This is a genomic window from Pseudomonas sp. R4-84, assembly GCF_054130985.1.
The window spans coordinates 4,001,094-4,019,988 of the sequence record NZ_CP096390.1 but is presented as its reverse complement, the minus strand read 5'-3'; the positions used below and the strand labels follow the sequence as shown (position 1 = coordinate 4,019,988).

The 18,895-nt window shown below is 60.9% G+C and carries 19 protein-coding genes; 8 read left to right on the top strand and 11 right to left on the bottom strand.

The features are described from left to right. Window positions 1-2: 2 nt before the first annotated feature. On the top strand, window positions 3-692 hold the full coding sequence (gene mtnC, locus M1D68_RS18305; protein ID WP_445570755.1) for an acireductone synthase: 690 nt from the start codon (window positions 3-5) through the stop codon (window positions 690-692). A gap of 63 nt (window positions 693-755) precedes the next feature. Here the strand turns inward: mtnC and M1D68_RS18300 are convergent, their stop codons facing one another. Beyond that, window positions 756-1,034: a DUF3509 domain-containing protein gene (locus M1D68_RS18300; protein WP_030142324.1), complete on the bottom strand. Its 279-nt coding sequence runs from the start codon at window positions 1,032-1,034 to the stop codon at window positions 756-758. A 356-nt stretch (window positions 1,035-1,390) separates the two neighbouring features. Between M1D68_RS18300 and M1D68_RS18295 the strand changes: the two genes are divergently transcribed. The 4 genes from M1D68_RS18295 (at window position 1,391) to M1D68_RS18280 (ending at window position 4,696) form a co-directional block, all read left to right on the top strand. Continuing rightward, window positions 1,391-3,217 carry a long-chain-acyl-CoA synthetase gene (locus M1D68_RS18295; RefSeq protein ID WP_457967998.1) on the top strand — a complete coding sequence of 609 codons (1,827 nt, stop codon included), beginning with the start codon at window positions 1,391-1,393 and terminating at the stop codon, window positions 3,215-3,217. 95 nt (window positions 3,218-3,312) lie between these two features. Then, window positions 3,313-3,831: an ankyrin repeat domain-containing protein gene (locus tag M1D68_RS18290; RefSeq protein ID WP_420766956.1), complete on the top strand. Its 519-nt coding sequence runs from the start codon at window positions 3,313-3,315 to the stop codon at window positions 3,829-3,831. A gap of 71 nt (window positions 3,832-3,902) precedes the next feature. Further along, the gene (locus M1D68_RS18285) at window positions 3,903-4,433 is read left to right on the top strand and encodes a hypothetical protein (protein ID WP_420766955.1); all 531 of its coding nucleotides are present in this window, start codon (window positions 3,903-3,905) and stop codon (window positions 4,431-4,433) included. Window positions 4,434-4,504: 71 nt separating this feature from the next. Beyond that, window positions 4,505-4,696 carry a PLDc N-terminal domain-containing protein gene (locus tag M1D68_RS18280; protein ID WP_053149901.1) on the top strand — a complete coding sequence of 64 codons (192 nt, stop codon included), beginning with the start codon at window positions 4,505-4,507 and terminating at the stop codon, window positions 4,694-4,696. Window positions 4,697-4,760: 64 nt separating this feature from the next. On the opposite strand, the gene M1D68_RS18275 is transcribed toward M1D68_RS18280, so the two are convergent. The 9 genes from M1D68_RS18275 to gcl all read right to left on the bottom strand — a co-directional run bounded on the left by M1D68_RS18275 (window position 4,761) and on the right by gcl (window position 15,691). Further along, window positions 4,761-5,960 (bottom strand): MFS transporter, encoded by a 1,200-nt coding sequence (locus M1D68_RS18275; protein WP_420766954.1) that lies wholly within the window; start codon window positions 5,958-5,960, stop codon window positions 4,761-4,763. A 248-nt stretch (window positions 5,961-6,208) separates the two neighbouring features. After that, on the bottom strand, window positions 6,209-7,207 hold the full coding sequence (locus M1D68_RS18270; RefSeq protein ID WP_420766953.1) for a sulfate ABC transporter substrate-binding protein: 999 nt from the start codon (window positions 7,205-7,207) through the stop codon (window positions 6,209-6,211). Between the two features lie 90 nt (window positions 7,208-7,297). Further along, complete coding sequence (locus tag M1D68_RS18265) at window positions 7,298-8,122, bottom strand: ion transporter (protein ID WP_420766952.1); 825 nt, start codon at window positions 8,120-8,122, stop codon at window positions 7,298-7,300. A 21-nt stretch (window positions 8,123-8,143) separates the two neighbouring features. Then, a complete protein-coding gene (locus M1D68_RS18260; RefSeq protein ID WP_434701697.1) occupies window positions 8,144-9,046 on the bottom strand; it encodes an urea transporter in 903 nt (300 codons plus the stop codon). A gap of 124 nt (window positions 9,047-9,170) precedes the next feature. Beyond that, complete coding sequence (gene pyk, locus M1D68_RS18255) at window positions 9,171-10,586, bottom strand: pyruvate kinase (protein ID WP_457967997.1); 1,416 nt, start codon at window positions 10,584-10,586, stop codon at window positions 9,171-9,173. Then, window positions 10,576-11,856 carry a glycerate kinase type-2 family protein gene (locus M1D68_RS18250; protein ID WP_457967996.1) on the bottom strand — a complete coding sequence of 427 codons (1,281 nt, stop codon included), beginning with the start codon at window positions 11,854-11,856 and terminating at the stop codon, window positions 10,576-10,578. The genes pyk and M1D68_RS18250 overlap by 11 nt, the downstream gene beginning before the upstream one ends. Before the next feature lie 149 nt (window positions 11,857-12,005). Then, the gene (locus tag M1D68_RS18245; protein ID WP_420766948.1) at window positions 12,006-12,896 is read right to left on the bottom strand and encodes a 2-hydroxy-3-oxopropionate reductase; all 891 of its coding nucleotides are present in this window, start codon (window positions 12,894-12,896) and stop codon (window positions 12,006-12,008) included. Between the two features lie 161 nt (window positions 12,897-13,057). Then, on the bottom strand, window positions 13,058-13,840 hold the full coding sequence (gene hyi / locus M1D68_RS18240; RefSeq protein ID WP_420766947.1) for a hydroxypyruvate isomerase: 783 nt from the start codon (window positions 13,838-13,840) through the stop codon (window positions 13,058-13,060). 75 nt (window positions 13,841-13,915) lie between these two features. Continuing rightward, on the bottom strand, window positions 13,916-15,691 hold the full coding sequence (gene gcl, locus M1D68_RS18235; RefSeq protein WP_434560083.1) for a glyoxylate carboligase: 1,776 nt from the start codon (window positions 15,689-15,691) through the stop codon (window positions 13,916-13,918). A 266-nt stretch (window positions 15,692-15,957) separates the two neighbouring features. Between gcl and M1D68_RS18230 the strand changes: the two genes are divergently transcribed. Beyond that, on the top strand, window positions 15,958-16,398 hold the full coding sequence (locus M1D68_RS18230) for a GlcG/HbpS family heme-binding protein (protein ID WP_420766945.1): 441 nt from the start codon (window positions 15,958-15,960) through the stop codon (window positions 16,396-16,398). 195 nt (window positions 16,399-16,593) lie between these two features. Continuing rightward, window positions 16,594-17,052, top strand: a complete 459-nt coding sequence (locus tag M1D68_RS18225; protein WP_457967995.1) for an REP-associated tyrosine transposase — start codon at window positions 16,594-16,596, stop codon at window positions 17,050-17,052. Window positions 17,053-17,181: 129 nt separating this feature from the next. Here the strand turns inward: M1D68_RS18225 and M1D68_RS18220 are convergent, their stop codons facing one another. After that, window positions 17,182-17,787 (bottom strand): TetR/AcrR family transcriptional regulator, encoded by a 606-nt coding sequence (locus M1D68_RS18220; RefSeq protein ID WP_457967994.1) that lies wholly within the window; start codon window positions 17,785-17,787, stop codon window positions 17,182-17,184. A gap of 131 nt (window positions 17,788-17,918) precedes the next feature. On the opposite strand from M1D68_RS18220, the gene M1D68_RS18215 reads away from it, so the two are divergent. Beyond that, a complete protein-coding gene (locus M1D68_RS18215; RefSeq protein ID WP_457967993.1) occupies window positions 17,919-18,833 on the top strand; it encodes a DUF808 domain-containing protein in 915 nt (304 codons plus the stop codon). Window positions 18,834-18,895 lie beyond the last annotated feature (62 nt).

Genomic DNA, 18,895 nt, shown 5'->3' with positions numbered 1-18,895 from the left:
TCGTGACGATCAAAGCCATCCTCACCGATATCGAGGGCACCACCAGCGCGGTGAGTTTTGTCTTCGACGTGCTGTTTCCCTATGCCGCCGAGCACCTGCCGGACTTTATCCGCCACAACGCCGGGCGCGCCGACGTTGCTCAACAGTTGGACGCTGTGCGTCGGGACAGTGGCGAGCCGGACGCTGATATCGAACGGGTTATCGCGATCCTCTTGGGCTGGATCGCCGAGGACCGCAAGGCTACGCCGCTCAAGGCGTTGCAAGGCATGGTCTGGGAGCAGGGCTACGAGGCCGGGCAATTGAAAGGTCACGTTTATCCGGATGCGGTGGATGCGCTGAAACATTGGCATCAGCAAGGCTACCGGTTGTTTGTGTATTCCTCGGGCTCGATCCAGGCGCAAAAGTTGATTTTCGGTTGCTCCGAAGCCGGTGACTTGTCGTCGCTGTTCAGCGGTTATTTCGACACGACCTCGGGGCCCAAGCGGGACGTGCAGTCCTACCAGCGGATCAGCGAGGCGGTGGGTGTCGCGCCGGGGGAAATCCTGTTTCTGTCGGATATCGTCCAGGAACTGGACGCGGCCCGTGGCGCCGGGATGGCCACGTGTGGCCTGGCGCGTGACGGGGGCGACCTGTCCGGGCACGAAACCGTTGAAAGTTTTGCTCGAATCGATCCGTCCCGGTTCGGCGCTTGAACGGCGGACAAAAAAATCAGGCCATGGAGCCATAAGCTCCAGGCCTGATCCCGGCACAGCGTGTCAGGCGCTGTGATAGGTCGGTAGCGCGAAACGATGCTGGCTTTGCAGCATCGCCACAGGCGGCAATTCGCTGGCTTGTTCAGCCAAATCGCGGCGAATGGCACTGATGGCCCAGGACAACTGGTCCCCGGCGTGCAATTGCGCATAGGAAATCGTGCGTTTGAACAGTTTGCCGTCGCTGTTGCGCAAGGTCAGCAGGATCCCGCCATCCGGGCGTGCCTGGGTGGTGACTTCGTAGTTGGAAAACAGCGATGCAAACTTCTCTTGAATCATGTTCATCGTTCATTGCTCCATGGTATGGCAAACCGTGGAGGGGTAGTTGCAGTGTCTGTGCCAGTATTTGATTTGTTAAAAAATCCTTTTAAAACAATAACTTAATAAATACCTATATTTTTGCTTTCGTGCAAGTTGCATGAACGGCCATCGTGCATCCTGCATTTTGCGTGGTCCGACAATTATTTTTGGAACCAAACCGTGTCCCCGCGCTCACGCTTCGCCTGTTCCATGCAGCGGATACAAAACATTGCAAAAACCGCGTGTACAGCCTTGGAATCGCTGGCGTACTTTCGATCCAGATTTCGCATAACCCCACACAAGAACCGCGACCCATAAGGTCGGCCGGGGAAGGATCACCCATGAGTCGTACACCCAGCGACGCTATTACCTGGGGCATGATGTTGCGCAAGTTGCCCGCCATCGCCAGAGCTGTTCCCCGCATTGTCAAAGGCATGAAACTCGCCAACGTCCAGGACCCCGCGCAGCCCTGCGGCCTGGGTTGGTGCTTCGAACAAGCCACGCTACGCAACCCCCAAGGCCCGGCGCTACTGTGTGGCGATACGGTGCTGAGTTATGCACAGGTCAACGAGCAGGCCAATCGCATCGCCCATTGCTTGTTGGCGCGAGGCGTCGCGAAGGGCGACTGCGTAGCGATTTTCATCGAGAACCGTCCACAATTGCTGATCACGGTGCTGGCAGTGGCCAAAGTCGGCGCGGTCAGCGCGATGATCAACACCTCGCAAACGGGGGATGCACTGGTCCACAGCCTCGCATTGGTCGCGCCTGTTGCGGTGGTGGTCGGGGATGAGCGGGTCGCGGTGTTCAACGATGTGCGCGGTCGAACCGCGCTACCGGATGCTCGAACGTGGTGGGTGGCGGACCAGGATGCCTCCTCGGCGCCGTCCGGATTTGTCGACCTGATGGGCACAAGCCAGCAATACCCCGGCGCCAACCCGGCCAGCAGCCAGCAGGTGTTTTTCAACGATCCCTGTTTCTATCTCTACACCTCCGGCACCACGGGGCTACCGAAGGCGGGGGTGTTCCGCCACGGCCGCTGGATGCGCACATCCACCAGTTTCGGCCTGATCGCCTTGGACATGCAGCCCGACGACATCGTCTATTGCACGCTGCCGCTGTATCACGCCACCGGGTTATGTGTGTGCTGGGGCGCGGCGATCTGCGGTGCCTCGGGATTCGCGATCCGCCGCAAGTTCAGCGCCAGCCAGTTCTGGAGCGACGTGAGAAAGTATCGAGCGACGACCCTGGGTTACGTCGGTGAGCTGTGCCGTTACCTGGTCGATCAGCCTGCCAGCATCACGGACCGGCAGCACCGCGTGACGAAAATGATCGGCAATGGCCTGCGCCCTGGCGCCTGGGCGGCGTTCAAGACACGTTTCGGCGTTGACCACATCTGTGAGCTTTACGCGGCCAGCGACGGCAACATCGGGTTTACCAACATCCTGAACTTCGACAATACGGTCGGGTTTTCACTGATGGCCTGGGAGCTCGTGCAATACGATCACGACAGCGGCGCGCCCTTGCGCAACCTGCAAGGCCGCATGCAAAAAGTCCCCAAGGGCGAACCGGGCCTGCTATTGGCGCGCATCGACGAAAAGGCGCCGCTGGATGGCTATACCGATCCGGCGAAGACCGAGAAAACCATCCACCGGGACGTTTTCGTCCCGGGCGACCGTTATTTCAACACCGGTGATTTGCTGCGCAACATCGGTTTCGGCCACGGGCAGTTCGTCGATCGTCTCGGCGACACCTACCGCTGGAAAGGCGAAAACGTCTCCACCACGGAAGTCGAGAACGTGTTGCTGCAGCATCCGCAGGTTGCCGAGGCGGTGGCCTATGGCGTCGAGATCAACGGCACCAATGGTCGCGCCGGCATGGCCGCGATCACACCGGCCGAATCCCTGGCGACCCTGGACTTCAATGAACTGCTGCGGTTTCTCCAGTGCAAACTGCCCGCCTACGCGGTACCGCTGTTCTTGCGCATCAAGGTGAAGATGGACACCACCGGCACCTTCAAATACCGCAAAACCCGTCTCAAGACCGAGGCTTTCGACCCGTGCCAGACAGGCGATGAGCCGATCTACGCCTGGCTGCCCGAGACCTCGACCTATGTGCCCGTGGACCGGCAATTGGCGATGCGCATCCAAGGGGGACAGTACCGCTATTGATTCTGGCTATGAGTATCGCAGAGAAAAAAGGGATGACAGCCCCGGAGTCCCTCGGGAAACTAGCGGCTTTGTGATGAGCCTGATGGAGTTTTCCCATGTCTGATACAAGCCGCCAGATGACCCCGGAAGAAGCAGCGGAATTTGCCGAGCAGGTCTTCAACGTTGCCCGCCAGGGCGACGCCGCGATGATGGCCGCGCTGCTGAGCAAGGGCTTGCCGCCGAACTTGCGCAATCACAAGGGCGATACCTTGCTGATGCTGGCCGCGTACCATGGGCATGTCGAGACGGTAAAAGTCTTGCTGGAACACAAGGCCGATCCGGAAATCCGCAACGACAACGGTCAGAGTCCCATTGCCGGTGCAGCGTTCAAGGGTGACCTTGCGGTGGTTTCAGCCCTGGTGGACGGTGGCGCGCAAGTGGAAGGCTCCTCGTTCGACGGTCGCACGGCATTGATGATGGCGGCGATGTTCAACCGAGTCGAAATCGTCGATTACCTGATCGGCAAAGGCGCCGACCCGAAGGCCAAGGATGCCAACGGCGTCTCGGCACTGGACGCGGCCAGGACCATGGGCGCGGTGGACACCACGGCGCAATTGGAGAAGTTGTTGGGCTGACCTCGCCAAAGGGAGTGGGGGATGCGCTATCCTTCGCGCCCGAAAAAAACACATCGCCACAGGATCCGCCCATGAAAGCCGTACTCATCGAACTCATCAGCAAAATCAGCTCCGGCTGCCTGGGCGAGGCGGACATCGAGAAGATTGCCGATGAGGCGGCCCAGGCCTACGCCGACCCGGTGGCGTTCCTGGCGGCCAACCCGGACATCAATTACGACGACACTTTCCCCATCGCGCTGGGCGAGTGGGTGGTGGTGGGCAGCTTGCCCGATACCGTGTTGTTCCAGGCGGATACCTACGTCGAGTTGTTCGAGCAGATCGTCGCCTCGTTCGGCCCCGGCGTCGCGTTCAACCTCAAGCCCAAGCAACTGGCCAAGACTGAAGCCCTGACCGCACTCAACCGCATCCAGATCCAGATGAGCAGCCTGAACAAGGAAAACGGTGGCTACGTGCTGATGAATTTCAGCCAGTTGCTCGACGATGAATTGCAGATGGTGCTGGTGTACGGCAACGACGTGCCGCGCGTGCTGGAGTTGTGCGCCGAGGTGGGCATCGCCGCGGCACCGTCCTTGGAAGCGCTCAAGGTCGCGGTTCACGTCTGAAGCAATAAAACGGAACCCTTGCCCAGGGGCCGCTATCCTAAATGGGCATATCACCATTCGGGAGCGACACCATGGGTTCCACTTTCAACGGCCTGATTGGCCTGATTATCCTGGCGCTCGATATCTGGGCGATCATCAACGTACTCAAGAGTGGCGCGGGCACCGGGGCGAAAGTCCTTTGGGTACTGCTGATCCTGCTGCTGCCGGTGTTGGGCCTGATCATCTGGGCGATTGCCGGGCCGCGTGGCAACGTGCGGGTCTGACCGCCCGATAAAAAAATGCCCGACAGGTCATGACCTGTCGGGCATTTTTATTTGCGTGCCGTTATCAGGCTGTCGCCAACGAGGCCTTCTGCGAAGCGCTCAAGAAACGCAGCAAAGCCAGCAGCGGGAAGGCGCTGCCGACGATCACCACCCACAGCCAGCCGCCGTGTTCGTATACCGCACTGGCGATGGACGAACCGAACGCACCGCCGACGAAGATGCTGGTCATGTACAGCGCGTTCAGTCGGCTGCGACTTTTGGCGTCGAGGGCGTAGATGGTGCGTTGGCCCAGGACCATGTTCATCTGTACGCAGAAATCCAGGACCACGCCGGTCACCGCCAGGCCAATCACGCTGTAGGCCGGGTGAATGAAGGCGGGCAGGAAACTCAAGCTGGCGAACAGCATCGCCAGCAGCGAAGCGACGCGGGTGTGACCGGCATCCGCCAGGCGCCCGGCTATGGGTGCGGCTATGGCACCGATGGCGCCGACCAGGGCGAACAAGGCGATCTCCGTCTGGGTGAGACCATGGTTGCGCGCCAGCTCCAAGGGCGCGGCGGTCCAGAACAGGCTGAACGTGGCGAACATGCAAGCCTGGTAGAACGCCCGTTGACGCAACTGCGGTTGTTGGCGCAACAAGGTGCCGAGCGATCCCAGCAGCTGGCCGTAGGAAGCGCTGTGATCGGGCTGGCGCTTGGGCACGGTCAGCGCCAGGACGATGCTGATGGCCGCCATCAGCACGGCGGCGATCATGAACATCGCCCGCCAGCCGAAATGATCGGCGACGACGCTGGAGATCGGCCGCGCCAGCAGAATTCCAAGCAACAGGCCGCCCATGATCCCACCGACAACCCGTCCCCGGGATTCCTCGGGTGCCAGGTGCGCTGCCAGTGGAATCAGCACTTGCACCGAGACAGAACTGAAGCCAACCAGTAGCGAGACCAGCAGGAACACATTCGGCTGATCGGTGAAGGCCGCACCCAGTAGGCTGGCTATCGCGACCACGGTGGTGAGGATCATCAAGCGCCGGTTTTCCAGCAGATCGCCCAATGGCACCAGGAAAAACAGGCCCAGGGCATAACCGATCTGGGTCAGCGAGACGATCAGGCTGGCCATGGTGCTGGACAGGCCGACGTCGGGAGCGATCAGTTCGATGATGGGTTGGGCGTAGTAGATGTTGGCGACGATGGCGCCGCAGCAGAAGGCGAACAGCAGGACCATGCCGCGGGTCAGGGTGACGCCGGGCGAGGAGGGATGAGCACTCATGGCAATCTCGTCGATCGATTGAAAGGATGGCGTGAGGCTAAAGAGTTGCAGGGCTCTGGAACAGGCTTTGCGGCTGATATCAGTCATGCCCGGGATTAATGATGGCCATCAAATTCCTGTGGGAGCGAGCTTGCTCGCGATAGCGGCTGCTTATTCAGCATCGTTGATGCAGACAGACCGTATCGCGAGCAAGCTCGCTCCCACAGGATGGGGCTTGGCTGACAGGCGGTGTTTATGTGAGTCGAGTCTTACTGTCCGCTATAGATCTGATCGAAAACCCCACCGTCATTGAAGTGAGTCTTCTGCACGGTGCGCCAGTCACCGAAGGTTTTCTCCACCGACAGGAAATCAACTTTCGGGAAGCGGTCGGTGTATTTGGCCAGCACGGCCGGATCCCGCGGACGCAGGTAGTTGGCGGCGGCAATTTCCTGGCCTTCGGGTGACCACAGGTATTTGAGGTACGCCTCGGCGGCTTCGCGGGAGCCTTTTTTCTCGACCACTTTATCCACGACGCTCACTGGCGGCTCGGCTTCGGCGGACACGCTTGGGTAGACCACTTCGAACTGGTCGCGGCCAAACTCGCGGGCGATCATTTCCGCTTCGTTTTCAAAGGTCACCAACACGTCGCCAATCTGGTTGGTCATGAAGGTCGTCGTCGCGGCGCGGCCGCCGGTGTCCAGCACGGGGGCTTGTTTGAACAGCTTGCCGACGAAATCCTTGGCCTTGTTCTCGTCGCCGCCGTTCTTGAGCACGTAACCCCACGCCGACAGGTAGGTGTACCGACCATTGCCGGAGGTTTTCGGGTTGGGCACGATCACCTGCACGCCGTCCTTGAGCAGATCAGGCCAATCTTTGAGCGCTTTCGGGTTGCCCTTGCGCACGATGAAGACCGTGGCCGAGGTGAACGGCGCGCTGTTGTTCGGCAAACGAGTGACCCAGTTTTCCGGAACCAGCTTGCCGTTGTCCGCCAAGGCATTGATGTCGGTGGCCATGTTCATGGTGATGACATCCGCAGGCAGCCCATCGATCACCGAACGCGCCTGCTTGCTGGAGCCGCCGAAGGACATCTGCACGGTGATGTTCTCTTTGTGCTCGGCTTGCCAGTGCTTCTGGAACGCAGCGTTGTAGTCCTTGTAGAAATCGCGCATCACGTCGTAGGAAACGTTCAGCAGGGTTGGGGCGGCGTTGGCCAGGCTGCCGAAGGTCAGGCCGGCGGCGAGAAGGGAGGCGCCAAAGAAGTTCTTCACTGCGAATTCCTTTTTATAGGGGGAGGCGGGCGAGTAGCCAGCACACTAATGGCAAGTCTATAGGCCTTCAAGAATTTAAAAGTACTTTGCTTATTCCGTTTTCTTGAAAAGCGCATTACCGCAACGAGAGCAGAAAGCAGCGCCATGTTCATGGTTGTTTTTGCTGCACACCGGGCAATCGTGCTTGAGCTGGTCGCCCCGCATGGCCGTGGCGAGTTCAGCCGTAAAAATACCCGTGGGCACGGCGATGATCGAGTAACCGGTGATCATCACCAGCGATGACACCACTTGGCCCAGGGGTGTCTTGGGCACGATGTCGCCAAATCCTACGGTGGTCAATGTCACGATAGCCCAATAGATGCCCTTGGGAATGCTGGTGAAACCGTGCTCGGGGCCCTCGATGACGTACATCAGCGTGCCGAATACGGTCACTAGGGTCGAGACGCTGACGAGGAACACGATGATCTTCTGCTTGCTGCCCCGTAGCGCCGCCATCAGGTAGTTGGCTTGCTTGAGGTACGGGCTGAGCTTGAGCACCCGGAAGATCCGCAGCATGCGAATGATCCGCACGATCAACAGGTATTGGGCATCGCTGTAGTACAGCGCCAGGATGCCCGGCACGATTGCCAGCAGGTCCACCAATCCATAGAAACTGAACGCATAGCGCAGCGGTTTCGGCGAGCAGTACAGGCGCAGGACGTACTCGACGAGAAAGATGAAGGTAAAGCCCCATTCGATGTAGGCCAGCAGGGCCGCGTAGTTCTTGTGCACGCTGTCGATGCTGTCGAGCATCACGATCACCAGGCTGGCAAGGATGATCAGCAGCAGCGTGCTGTCGAAGCGCCGGCCGGCCACGGTGTCGGTCTGGAAAATGATCACGTAGAGGCGTTCACGCCAGTTGTTGCTGCTGTCCATAACCTTCGCCTGAATCGATGATCAGCGAAGCCTAGGGCGATTGCCCCGCAAAGCGCAAGGCTCGTTATCAAGGATGGCCTGGTGCCAGAGCCGCTCTGTTGAGTGAACCAGCCAGCAGGCGAGGATGAATGGCGCTGTCAGTGGGGCCAGGCCCAGGGCGGCGAAGCCCGGCGTGAGAAAGACCGCCAGTAAAATGCCCGTCAGCGGCTTCCATGGTCCACGGGCCCGTTGACCCAGGGCCACGGCCACCAGCGCCGGGTTATAGCCGCCCAATCCGGACAGGGCGAGGCTACTGTCGTGTTGTAGCCAGGCGAACCCAAGGCCGACGACGGAGCCGAACAGCGCCCAGCCAGCGGCGCGGCGATTGGCGATCAACAGGCCGATCGCGATCAGCGCTCCGGCCAAAGGGTGGTCGAGAAACATGACCTGGCCCAGCCCGATCAAAGGGGCCGTCAACAGATCGGGTAACGTCATGTCCAGCGCCGCGGGTGAGGGCGATGGCGGGGGGAAACCCAGCAACAACCAGCCCATCCCCACGAAGGGCGCGGTGTAGGCGGGCAAGCAGCGAGGGCCGGTGGTTCGCTTGAGCCATTGTTGGGTCAGCATCGCACCGAGGCCGCCACCGGCGATGATCAACGGTGGCAGCAACACCGACCACGGCAGGGCCAGGCTCAACAGCAATCCCAGCAGGATGCCGTTGTAGCTGAAGAGGCCAGCTTGTCGATCTTCCTTGGTATAGCCGCGTCGTTGCGCCGTCAGCAATCCAGCCACGCCGCCCAGCAGCGCACCGCCGAGCAAGGTGGGTGCGGTGAGCAGGATGGCCAACAGGCACAGCAAGCCGCACAGCGGATGGCGCTGGAGAAAAATCTGGCTGAAGCCGTTAAGCAGGGCGGTGGCCCAGTCGGGGCAGTGGGGGTTGGGCATGATAGGTGATGTCAGAGGGACCGAGTCGCCTTCATCGCGAGCAAGCTCGCTCCCACAGGGGGCTTGTGATCGCCGCAAATCCAGTGTGGGAGCGAGCTTGCTCGCGATAGGGCCAGTACAGACGCTAGAGCAGCGTCTCAATGCGCAGTGAGTTGGTGGACCCCGGCTGTCCGAACGGCACGCCCGCCGTGATCAGCAAGGTGTCGCCACGCTGGGCCATGCCTTGGGCCTGGGCGATTTCCAGCGCCGTGGAACACACTTCATCCACCTGCCGCAGCCGATCGTTGACCACCGAATGCACGCCCCAGGCCACGGTCAGGCGGCGAGCGGCCTGCAGGTTCGGCGTGAGGTTGAGGATCGGCACTGTCGGCCGTTCCCGTGCGGCCCGCAGGCTGGAGCTGCCCGACTCGCTGTAATTCACCAGCACCGCCACCGGCAGGACGTTGCTGACCCGGCGAATCGCGCAACTGATGGCGTCCGACACTGTTGCCTCGGCTTTCGGCCGGCTGACGTCCAGTTGCGCCTGGTAGTCGGGGCCGTTTTCCACCTGGCGGATGATCTTGCTCATCATCTGCACGGCTTCGAGGGGGTAATCGCCAGAGGCGGTTTCCGCCGACAGCATCACCGCATCGGCACCTTCGGCCACGGCGTTGGCGACGTCGGTGACTTCGGCGCGGGTCGGCGCCGGGGAGAACCGCATCGACTCCAGCATCTGTGTCGCCACCACCACCGGTTTGCCCAGGGCACGGCAGGTGCCGATGATGTTTTTCTGGATCTGCGGCACGCTCTCGGCCGGCACCTCGACGCCGAGATCACCACGGGCCACCATGATCGCGTCGCTCAGTTCGGCAATCTCGCGCAACTGGGCGACGGCCGAGGGTTTCTCGATCTTGGCCATCAGGAACGCCTTGTCGCCGATCAGCGCGCGGGCTTCGCGGATGTCCTCGGGGCGCTGCACGAACGACAGCGCCACCCAGTCCATGCCCAGCTCCAGGCCGAAGCTCAAGTCGCGGCGGTCCTTGGCGGTCAGCGGGCTCAGGTCAAGCACCGCCTGGGGCACGTTCACGCCCTTGCGGTCCGAGAGTTCGCCGCCGTTGAGCACCTCGGTGTCGATGGCGTCGGCATGCTGGGTGGTTACCCGCAGGCGCAGCTTGCCGTCGTCCAGCAACAAGTCCATGCCAGGCTTCAACGCCGCGATAATCTCTGGGTGGGGCAGGTTCACCCGGCGTTGATCGCCCGGCGTCGGGTCCAGGTCCAGTCGAAGGGCCTGGCCCCGTTGCAGCAGCACCTTGCCGTCGGCGAATTTGCCGACCCGCAGTTTCGGGCCCTGCAAGTCCATCAGGATGCCCAGCGGATAATTGAGCTGCTGCTCGACTTCGCGAATCCACTGATAGCGCTGGGCGTGGTCGGCGTGATCACCGTGGCTGAAGTTCAGGCGAAAGATGTTCACACCGGCCTGCACCAGTTCGCGGATGTCATCGATGCCACGGGTGGCAGGGCCGAGGGTCGCGAGGATCTTGACCTTTTTATCAGGCGTCATTTTTTGGGGTCTCGAGGATCAGGATGGCGCGAAAGTCGTTCACGTTGGTGCGGGTCGGTTCGGTGACGATCAGCGCGTCCAACGCGGCGAAGTAGCCGTAGCCGTTATTGTTGTCCAACTCGTCGCTGGCGTTGAGGCCCAGCTCGGCGGCGCGGCGATAACTGTCAGGCGTCATGAGGGCGCCGGCATTGTCCTCGGAGCCGTCGATGCCATCGGTGTCGCCGGCCAGCGCATAGATGCCGGGATGGCCCTTGAGGCTGTCGGTCAGGCTCAGCAGGAATTCGGCGTTGCGCCCGCCACGGCCGTTGCCGCGCACGGTGACGGTGGTTTCGCCGCCGGAAAGGATCACGCACGGCGCCGCCAACGGTTGGCCGTGCAGGGCGATTTGCCGGGCGATGCCGGCATGGACCTTTGCCACCTCCCGGGATTCGCCTTCCAGGTCACCGAGGATCAATGGGCTGAAACCAGCCTGGCGCGCCTTCACGGCTGCGGCTTCCAAGGATTGCTGGGGGCGAGCGATCAGTTGGAAATGACTGCGGGCCAGGCTTGGGTCTGCGGGTTTGACGGTTTCCGATTCCGGGCTTTGCAGCCAGGTGCGTACCGAGGCCGGCACTTCAATGTTGTAGCGCTTGAGAATCGCCAGGGCCTCGGCCGAGGTGCTGGGGTCGGCCACGGTGGGGCCGGACGCGATGACCGTGGCGAGATCGCCGGGCACATCGGAAATCGCATAGGTGTACACCGTCGCCGGCCAGCAGGTCTTGCCCAGGCGTCCGCCTTTGATGGCCGAGAGGTGTTTGCGCACGCAATTCATCTCACCAATGGTGGCGCCGGATTTGAGCAAGGCTTTGTTGATCGATTGTTTGTCGGCCAGGGTGATGCCGGCCGCTGGCAAGGCCAGCAACGCCGAGCCCCCGCCGGACAGCAGGAAAATCACCCGGTCGTCTTCATTGAGGTTGCTGACGAGTTCGAGCACCCGTCCGGCCACTTCCAGGCCCGCGGCGTCCGGCACCGGGTGAGCGGCTTCGACCACTTCGATTTTCTGGCAGGGCGCGCCATGGCCGTAGCGGGTCACCACCAGGCCGCTGACCTCGCCTTGCCAGCAACGCTCGACCACTTGCGCCATGGCCGCCGCCGCCTTACCGGCCCCGATGACGATCACTCGGCCGCTGCGGTCGCTGGGCAGGTATTGTTCGAGGACTTGCTGCGGATGAGCCGCGTCGATGGCTGTGGCAAACAGCTCGCGCAGCAGTTGTTGCGGATCGACCGACATGGCGGGCTCCCGAGATTCTTGTTATTTGAGGGCAACGCAGACTCCTGTGGGAGCGAGCTTGCTCGCGATGGCTATTTCAGAACCAACAATGATGCTGACTGAACGACCGCTATCGCGAGCAAGCTCGCTCCCACAGGGTTGTTCGAGTGTCAGTTGTCGCGAATCGAGAAGTTCGCCATATGCTCCAGCCCTTTGATCAACGCCGAGTGGTCCCAGTTGCTGCCGCCGATGGCCGCGCAGGTGCTGAACACTTGCTGGGCGTTGGCGGTGTTGGGCAGGTTGATGTTCAGTTCCTTGGCGCCTTGCAGGGCCAGGTTCAGGTCCTTCTGGTGCAGGCTGATGCGGAAGCCCGGGTCGAAAGTGCCCTTGATCATGCGCTCGCCATGGACTTCGAGGATCTTCGACGAAGCGAAACCACCCATCAGCGCTTCACGGACCTTGGCGGGGTCGGCACCGTTTTTCGAGGCGAACAACAGGGCTTCGGCCACGGCCTGGATGTTCAGGGCAACGATGATCTGATTCGCCACTTTGGCGGTCTGGCCGTCGCCGTTGCCACCGACCAGGGTGATGTTCTTGCCCATGGCCTGGAACAGCGGCAGGGCTCGTTCGAAGGCAGCGTTGTCGCCACCGACCATGATGCTGAGGGTCGCGGCCTTGGCGCCGACTTCGCCGCCAGACACCGGGGCGTCAAGGTACTGCGCGCCCCTTTCATTGATTTTCGCCGCGAAGGTCTTGGTGGCGGTCGGCGAGATCGAGCTCATGTCGATCACTACCTTGCCCGCACCCACGCCGGCCGCGACGCCATCGGCGCGAAACAGCACGTCCTCGACCTGTGGCGTGTCCGGGACCATGACGATGATGAATTCGGCTTCCTGGGCGACTTCCCGAGGATTGGCCAATGCCACCGCGCCACCGGCCACGAGATCGGCCGGGGCGGCGTCGTGGTGTTGGGTCAGGAACAGGCTGTGACCGGCTTTTTGCAGGTTGAGAGCCATTGGGTGGCCCATGATGCCGGTGCCGATGAATCCGATTTTAGCCATGAGAAAAATCCTCTCTTATTAAAGTGCCCACGGACTCTGTGGCGAGGGAGCTTGCTCCCGCTGGGCCGCGAAGCGGCCCCAGAAATCCATCGGTGAAAAAACATGCGTCTGCTTCGCAGCCGAGCGGGAGCAAGCTCCCTCGCCACACGAGCTCTCGCCAGTCAGATTGCGTTATGGGTTTTCAGCCAGCCCAGTCCCGCTTCGGTAGTGGACAGCGGCTTGTATTCGCAGCCGATCCAACCCTGGTAGCCGATGCGATCCAGGTGTTCGAACAGGAAGCGGTAGTTGATCTCGCCGGTGCCCGGCTCGTTGCGGCCCGGGTTGTCCGCCAATTGCACATGGTTGATCTCGCCCAGGTGCGCCGACAGCGTCCTGGCCAGGTCGCCTTCCATGATTTGCATGTGGTAGATGTCGTACTGCAGGAACAGATTGGCGCTGCCCACCTGCTCGCGGATCGACAGGGCCTGGGCCGTGTTGTTCAGGTAGAAGCCCGGGATGTCGCGGGTATTGATGGCTTCCATGACCAACTTGATGCCTTCGCCTTGCAGCTTTTCGGCGGCGTATTTGAGGTTGGCGACGAAGGTTTTTTCCGCCAGTGCCTCGTCGCACTTCTGTGGACGAATCCCGGCCAGGCAATTGACCTGGGTATTGCCCAACACTTTTGCGTAGGCGATCGCCAGGTCGACCCCGGCGCGGAACTCTTCGACTCGGTCCGGCAGGCAAGCAATGCCGCGCTCACCGTCTGCCCAATTGCCGGCCGGCAGGTTGAACAGCACCTGGGTCAGGCCGTTGGCGTCGAGCAGGGCCTTGAGTTCGGCAGAGCTGTAATCGTAGGGGAACAGGTATTCGACTCCACTGAAACCGGCCTTGGCGGCCGCTTCGAAACGGGCGAGAAAATCCTGTTCGGTGAACAGCATGGACAGGTTGGCGGCGAAACGCGGCATGGTTGTCTCCTGTGGATAGTTGGCAGGCCCCCTTGTGGGAGCGAGCTTACTCGCTCCCACAAGGGGGCCACTCGGTCAGTCGAGCAATGAGATGGCCGTAGGTGCATCGTTGCCTACCAGCGCCAGGTCTTCAAATTCATTGACGGCGTTGATCTCGGTGCCCATGGAAATGTTGGTCACGCGTTCCAGAATGATCTCGACGATCACCGGCACCTTGAATTCCTCAATCATTTCCTGAGCCTTGCGCAGTGCCGGCTGGATGCCAGACGGTTCGAACACTCGCAGAGCCTTGCAGCCCAGGCCTTCGGCGACGGCGATGTGGTCAACGCCATAGCCGTTGAGTTCCGGGGCATTGAGGTTGTCGAACGACAGCTGCACGCAGTAGTCCATGTCGAAACCGCGCTGGGCCTGGCGGATCAAGCCCAGGTAGGAATTGTTCACCACGACATGGATGTACGGCAGCTTGAACTGCGCGCCCACCGCCAATTCTTCGATCATGAACTGGAAATCATAGTCGCCCGACAGCGCTACGACTTTGCGGTTCGGATCGGCCTTGACCACTCCCAGGGCGGCTGGGATGGTCCAGCCCAAGGGACCGGCCTGGCCGCAGTTGATCCAATGGCGTGGCTTGTAGACGTGAAGAAACTGCGCCCCGGCGATCTGCGACAGGCCGATGGTGCTGACGTAGCAGGTGTCCTTGCCGAACACCTGGTTCATTTCCTCGTAGACACGCTGCGGCTTGACCGGCACGTTGTCGAAGTGGGTCTTGCGTTGCAGGCTGGCCTTGCGTTGCTGGCAGTCCTGCAGCCAGGCGGTGCGGTTCTTCAGCTTGCCGGCCGCTTGCCATTCACGGGCCACCTCGATAAACACAGTCAGGGCCGAAGCGGCGTCGGAGACGATGCCCAGGTCGGGGGTGAATACACGGCCGATCTGGGTGGGTTCGATGTCGACGTGAATGAACGTGCGGCCTTCGGTGTAGACATCCACCGAACCGGTGTGACGGTTGGCCCAGCGGTTGCCGACGCCCAGCACGACGTCAGACTTGAGCAACGTAGCGTTGCCATAGCGATGCGAGGTCTGCAGGCCGACCATGCCGACCATCAACGGGTGATCATCGGGGATGGTGCCCCAGCCCATCAACGTAGGAATGACCGGGATGCCGGTCAGCTCGGCGAATTCCACCAGGAGGTCGCTGGCATCGGCGTTGATGATGCCGCCACCGGCCACCAGCAAGGGGCGCTCGGCCTGATTGAGCATTGCCAGGGCTTTCTCGATCTGCACGCGGTTGGCCGCGGGTTTGGCCAGGGGCAGCGGCTGGTAGGCGTCGATGTCGAATTCGATCTCGGCCATCTGTACGTCGAACGGCAGGTCGATCAGCACCGGGCCGGGACGGCCGGAGCGCATTTCATAAAAAGCCTTCTGGAAGGCATACGGCACCTGGCCGGGTTCCAGAACAGTGGTGGCCCACTTGGTCACTGGCTTGACGATGCTGGTGATATCCACAGCCTGGAAGTCTTCCTTGTGCATCCGGGCGCGGGGCGCTTGTCCGGTGATGCACAGGATCGGAATCGAGTCGGCCGACGCGCTGTAGAGGCCGGTCACCATGTCCGTACCAGCCGGGCCCGAGGTGCCGATGCACACGCCGATGTTGCCGGCCTTAGTCCGGGTGTAGCCCTCGGCCATGTGCGAGGCACCTTCAACGTGGCGAGCAAGGACGTGATCGATGCCACCCACCTTCTGCAGGGCGGAGTACAGCGGGTTGATCGCAGCACCCGGGATGCCGAAGGCGGTGTCCACGCCTTCACGGCGCATCACCAGAACGGCGGCTTCGATTGCTCTCATTTTGCTCATTATTTTGTGCCTCTTACGTTTTGTAATTGTATACAAGTGGCTGTGCGAAGAGTTTATTCACGGCGGATGGCGCAGGTCAATCCCTTTCCTCAAGCAGCTGTTTCATTCGTCGGCCTAGCTGGTTTATAGCGGCTCTTTGCTGAATAAGGTTGGTTTGCGGAAATTATTGTATACAAAAACATAACGTGTTGTGTTCTATTTGTGAGGTTCGGTTTTGCTGCAAAGTGAAGCCGAGGCTTTCCCATGACAAAAGAAGGACAGCACCCATGAGCGCTCTGACTTTGAAAATCGCCCTCGACCTGGCTGGGCAAGCCCTTGCCATCGGTCGTGAAATAAGCGCCGCACCCCTGACCGTCGCGGTCCTGGACAGCGGCGGGCACCTGGTTGCCTTGCAACGCGAAGACGGCGCCAGCCTGCTTCGCCCGCAGATCGCCATCGGCAAGGCCTGGGGGGCCATCGCCCTGGGCAAAGGCTCGCGGCTTCTCGCCCAGGACGCCCAGCAACGCCCAGCGTTCTTTGCTGCTTTGAATGGCTTGGGCCAAAGCAACATCGTGCCGGCCCCGGGCGGGGTGTTGATCAGGGATCAGGCCGGGAAGGTGCTGGGGGCGATGGGAATCAGCGGGGATGTTTCGGATGTGGACGAGCAGGTGGCGGTGAAGGCGGTGGAGGCTTCGGCGTTGAAAGCGGATGCCGGGATGGTTGCTTGATGATGGGGTGAATGGACTGGCGCCATCGCGAGCAGGGTTTGATGTTGGACACATTATTTATGAACCTGCAAATCCCCTGTGGGAGCGAGCTTGCTCGCGATGGCGATCCTGCAGACACATCCAGCTAAAAGTTTGCCCGGCATTCAACGTACGCTGGCCTACCCTTTAGTGACTTGATCATTGGAGAGGCAAGGAATGCCTGGTTTACCTGCTTCACATCGCTTGCGCACCGGTCGCTACGGTGAGTTGAATCGAATCTATTTACTGACTACTAACACCGCTGAACGAAAGCCTGTTTTCCAAAATGTTGCCTTAGGCCGACTGGTCGTTAAACAGTTTCGGTGCGCTCAGGATAAAAAATGGGCGAAGACATTGGCTTGGGTCGTCATGCCTGATCATTTCCATTGGCTGGTTCAATTGCAGCAAAGCTCGTTGCAGCAATTGATGCAAAAAACCAAGTCCTTGAGTGCTCAGGCAGTGAACAGGGCCACAGAGTCCAGGGGCAGCCTTTGGCAGCCGGGCTACCATGATCGGGCACTGCGGCGGGAGGAAGAGTTGATAATTATGGCGCGTTATGTGGTCGCAAATCCGCTGCGGGCAGGGCTGGTGAAAAGGCTTGGTGACTATCCGCTCTGGGATGCCATTTGGCTTTGACTGGAAATCGAGTTGCGTTCATCGCGAGCGAGCTCGCTCCCACAGGGCTTGATGTTGGTCACACAAAGTCTGAATACCGAAAATCCCGTGTGGGAGCGAGCTTGCTCGCGATGAGGGCAGCTCGGTCTATCAGTTCAGCTCACACCCCTTCAAAACCAACCGGATAATCGTCTGCGCCGCCGCTTCGTAATCCGCTTCATCCAGCTTGGCCTTGCCGGTCACGGCGCTGATCTGCCAGTCGAAATCGGCGTAGGTCTGGGTGGCGGCCCAGATGCTGAACATCAGGTGGTTGGGGTCGAGGGGGGCGATCTGGCCGCGGTCGATCCAGGTCTGGATGCAGTCGATGTTGTGCCGGGCCTGGGCGTTGAGCTGTTCCACCAGGTCCGTGCTCAGGTGCGGGGCGCCGTGCATGATTTCGCTGGCGAAGACTTTCGAGGCGAAGGGCAGGTCGCGTGAGATACGGATCTTGGAGCGGATGTAGTGGCTCAGCACTTCGCCCGGCTCGCCATCGGCGTTGAACGGTGTCGAGGCTTGGAGGATGGGTTCGATGATGCTTTCCAGGACCTCACGATAGAGGTTTTCCTTGGACTTGAAATAGTAGTAGACGTTGGGTTTGGGCAGGCCCGCCTTGGCCGCGATGTCGCTGGTTTTGGTCGCGGCGAAGCCCTTGTCGGCAAATTCTTCGCTGGCGGCACGCAGGATCAGTTCTTTGTTGCGCTCGCGGATAGTGCTCATAAACCCTGGGTTTCCTTGCCGGTTCTGGCGGTTGCGCATGGTAGCACCGGCCTCGCGCGACGCTCAAGAATGCCCCTAGGATGCGCGGCTCGCGCTATGCTTCGCAGCATTATTTGTTCAAGGAGCCCCCCATGGCTGGAAGCAGTTTGCTGGTTTTGATCGACGACATCGCTACCGTGCTCGACGATGTGGCATTGATGACCAAGATGGCCGCCAAGAAAACCGCCGGCGTGCTGGGCGATGACCTGGCGCTCAATGCCCAGCAGGTGTCAGGCGTGCGTGCCGAGCGGGAGCTGCCAGTGGTCTGGGCGGTGGCGAAGGGATCCTTTATCAACAAGCTGATCCTGGTGCCGTCGGCGCTGGCCATCAGTGCCTTCGTCCCTTGGCTGGTGACGCCGCTGTTGATGGTCGGCGGCGCCTACCTGTGTTTCGAAGGGTTCGAAAAACTCGCCCACAAATTCCTTCACAGCAAGTCCGAGGACCGGGCCGAACACGCGCAACTGGTCGAGGCGGTGGCGGATCCAGCGGTCGATCTGGTCGCCTTCGAAAAGGACAAGATCAAGGGCGCGGTGCGTACCGACTTCATCCTCTCGGCGGAGATCATCGCCATTACTCTCGGCACTGTTGCCGATGCGCCGTTGACCCAGCAGGTGATCGTGCTGTCGGGCATCGCCATTGTCATGACCGTCGGCGTCTACGGCCTGGTGGCGGGAATCGTCAAGCTCGATGACCTGGGCTTGTGGCTGACCCAGAAGCCAGGGCAGGCCGCCAAGAGCATTGGCGGGGCGATCCTGCGCGCAGCGCCTTACATGATGAAAAGCCTGTCGGTGATCGGCACGGCAGCGATGTTCCTGGTGGGCGGCGGGATCCTCACCCATGGCGTGCCGGCGGTGCATCACTGGATCGAAGGCGTTGCCGCGAGTGCCGGTGGCGCCGGGTTCATCGTGCCAATGCTGCTCAATGCGGTGGCGGGAATTGTCGCGGGGGCGATGGTGTTGGCGGGTGTGCTCGTCGTGGGCAAAATCTGGAAAGCGCTGAAAGGCTGAGTCTGCCAACGCATTACAACTGTGGGAGCGAGCTTGCTCGCGATGACGGTCTGACATCCAAC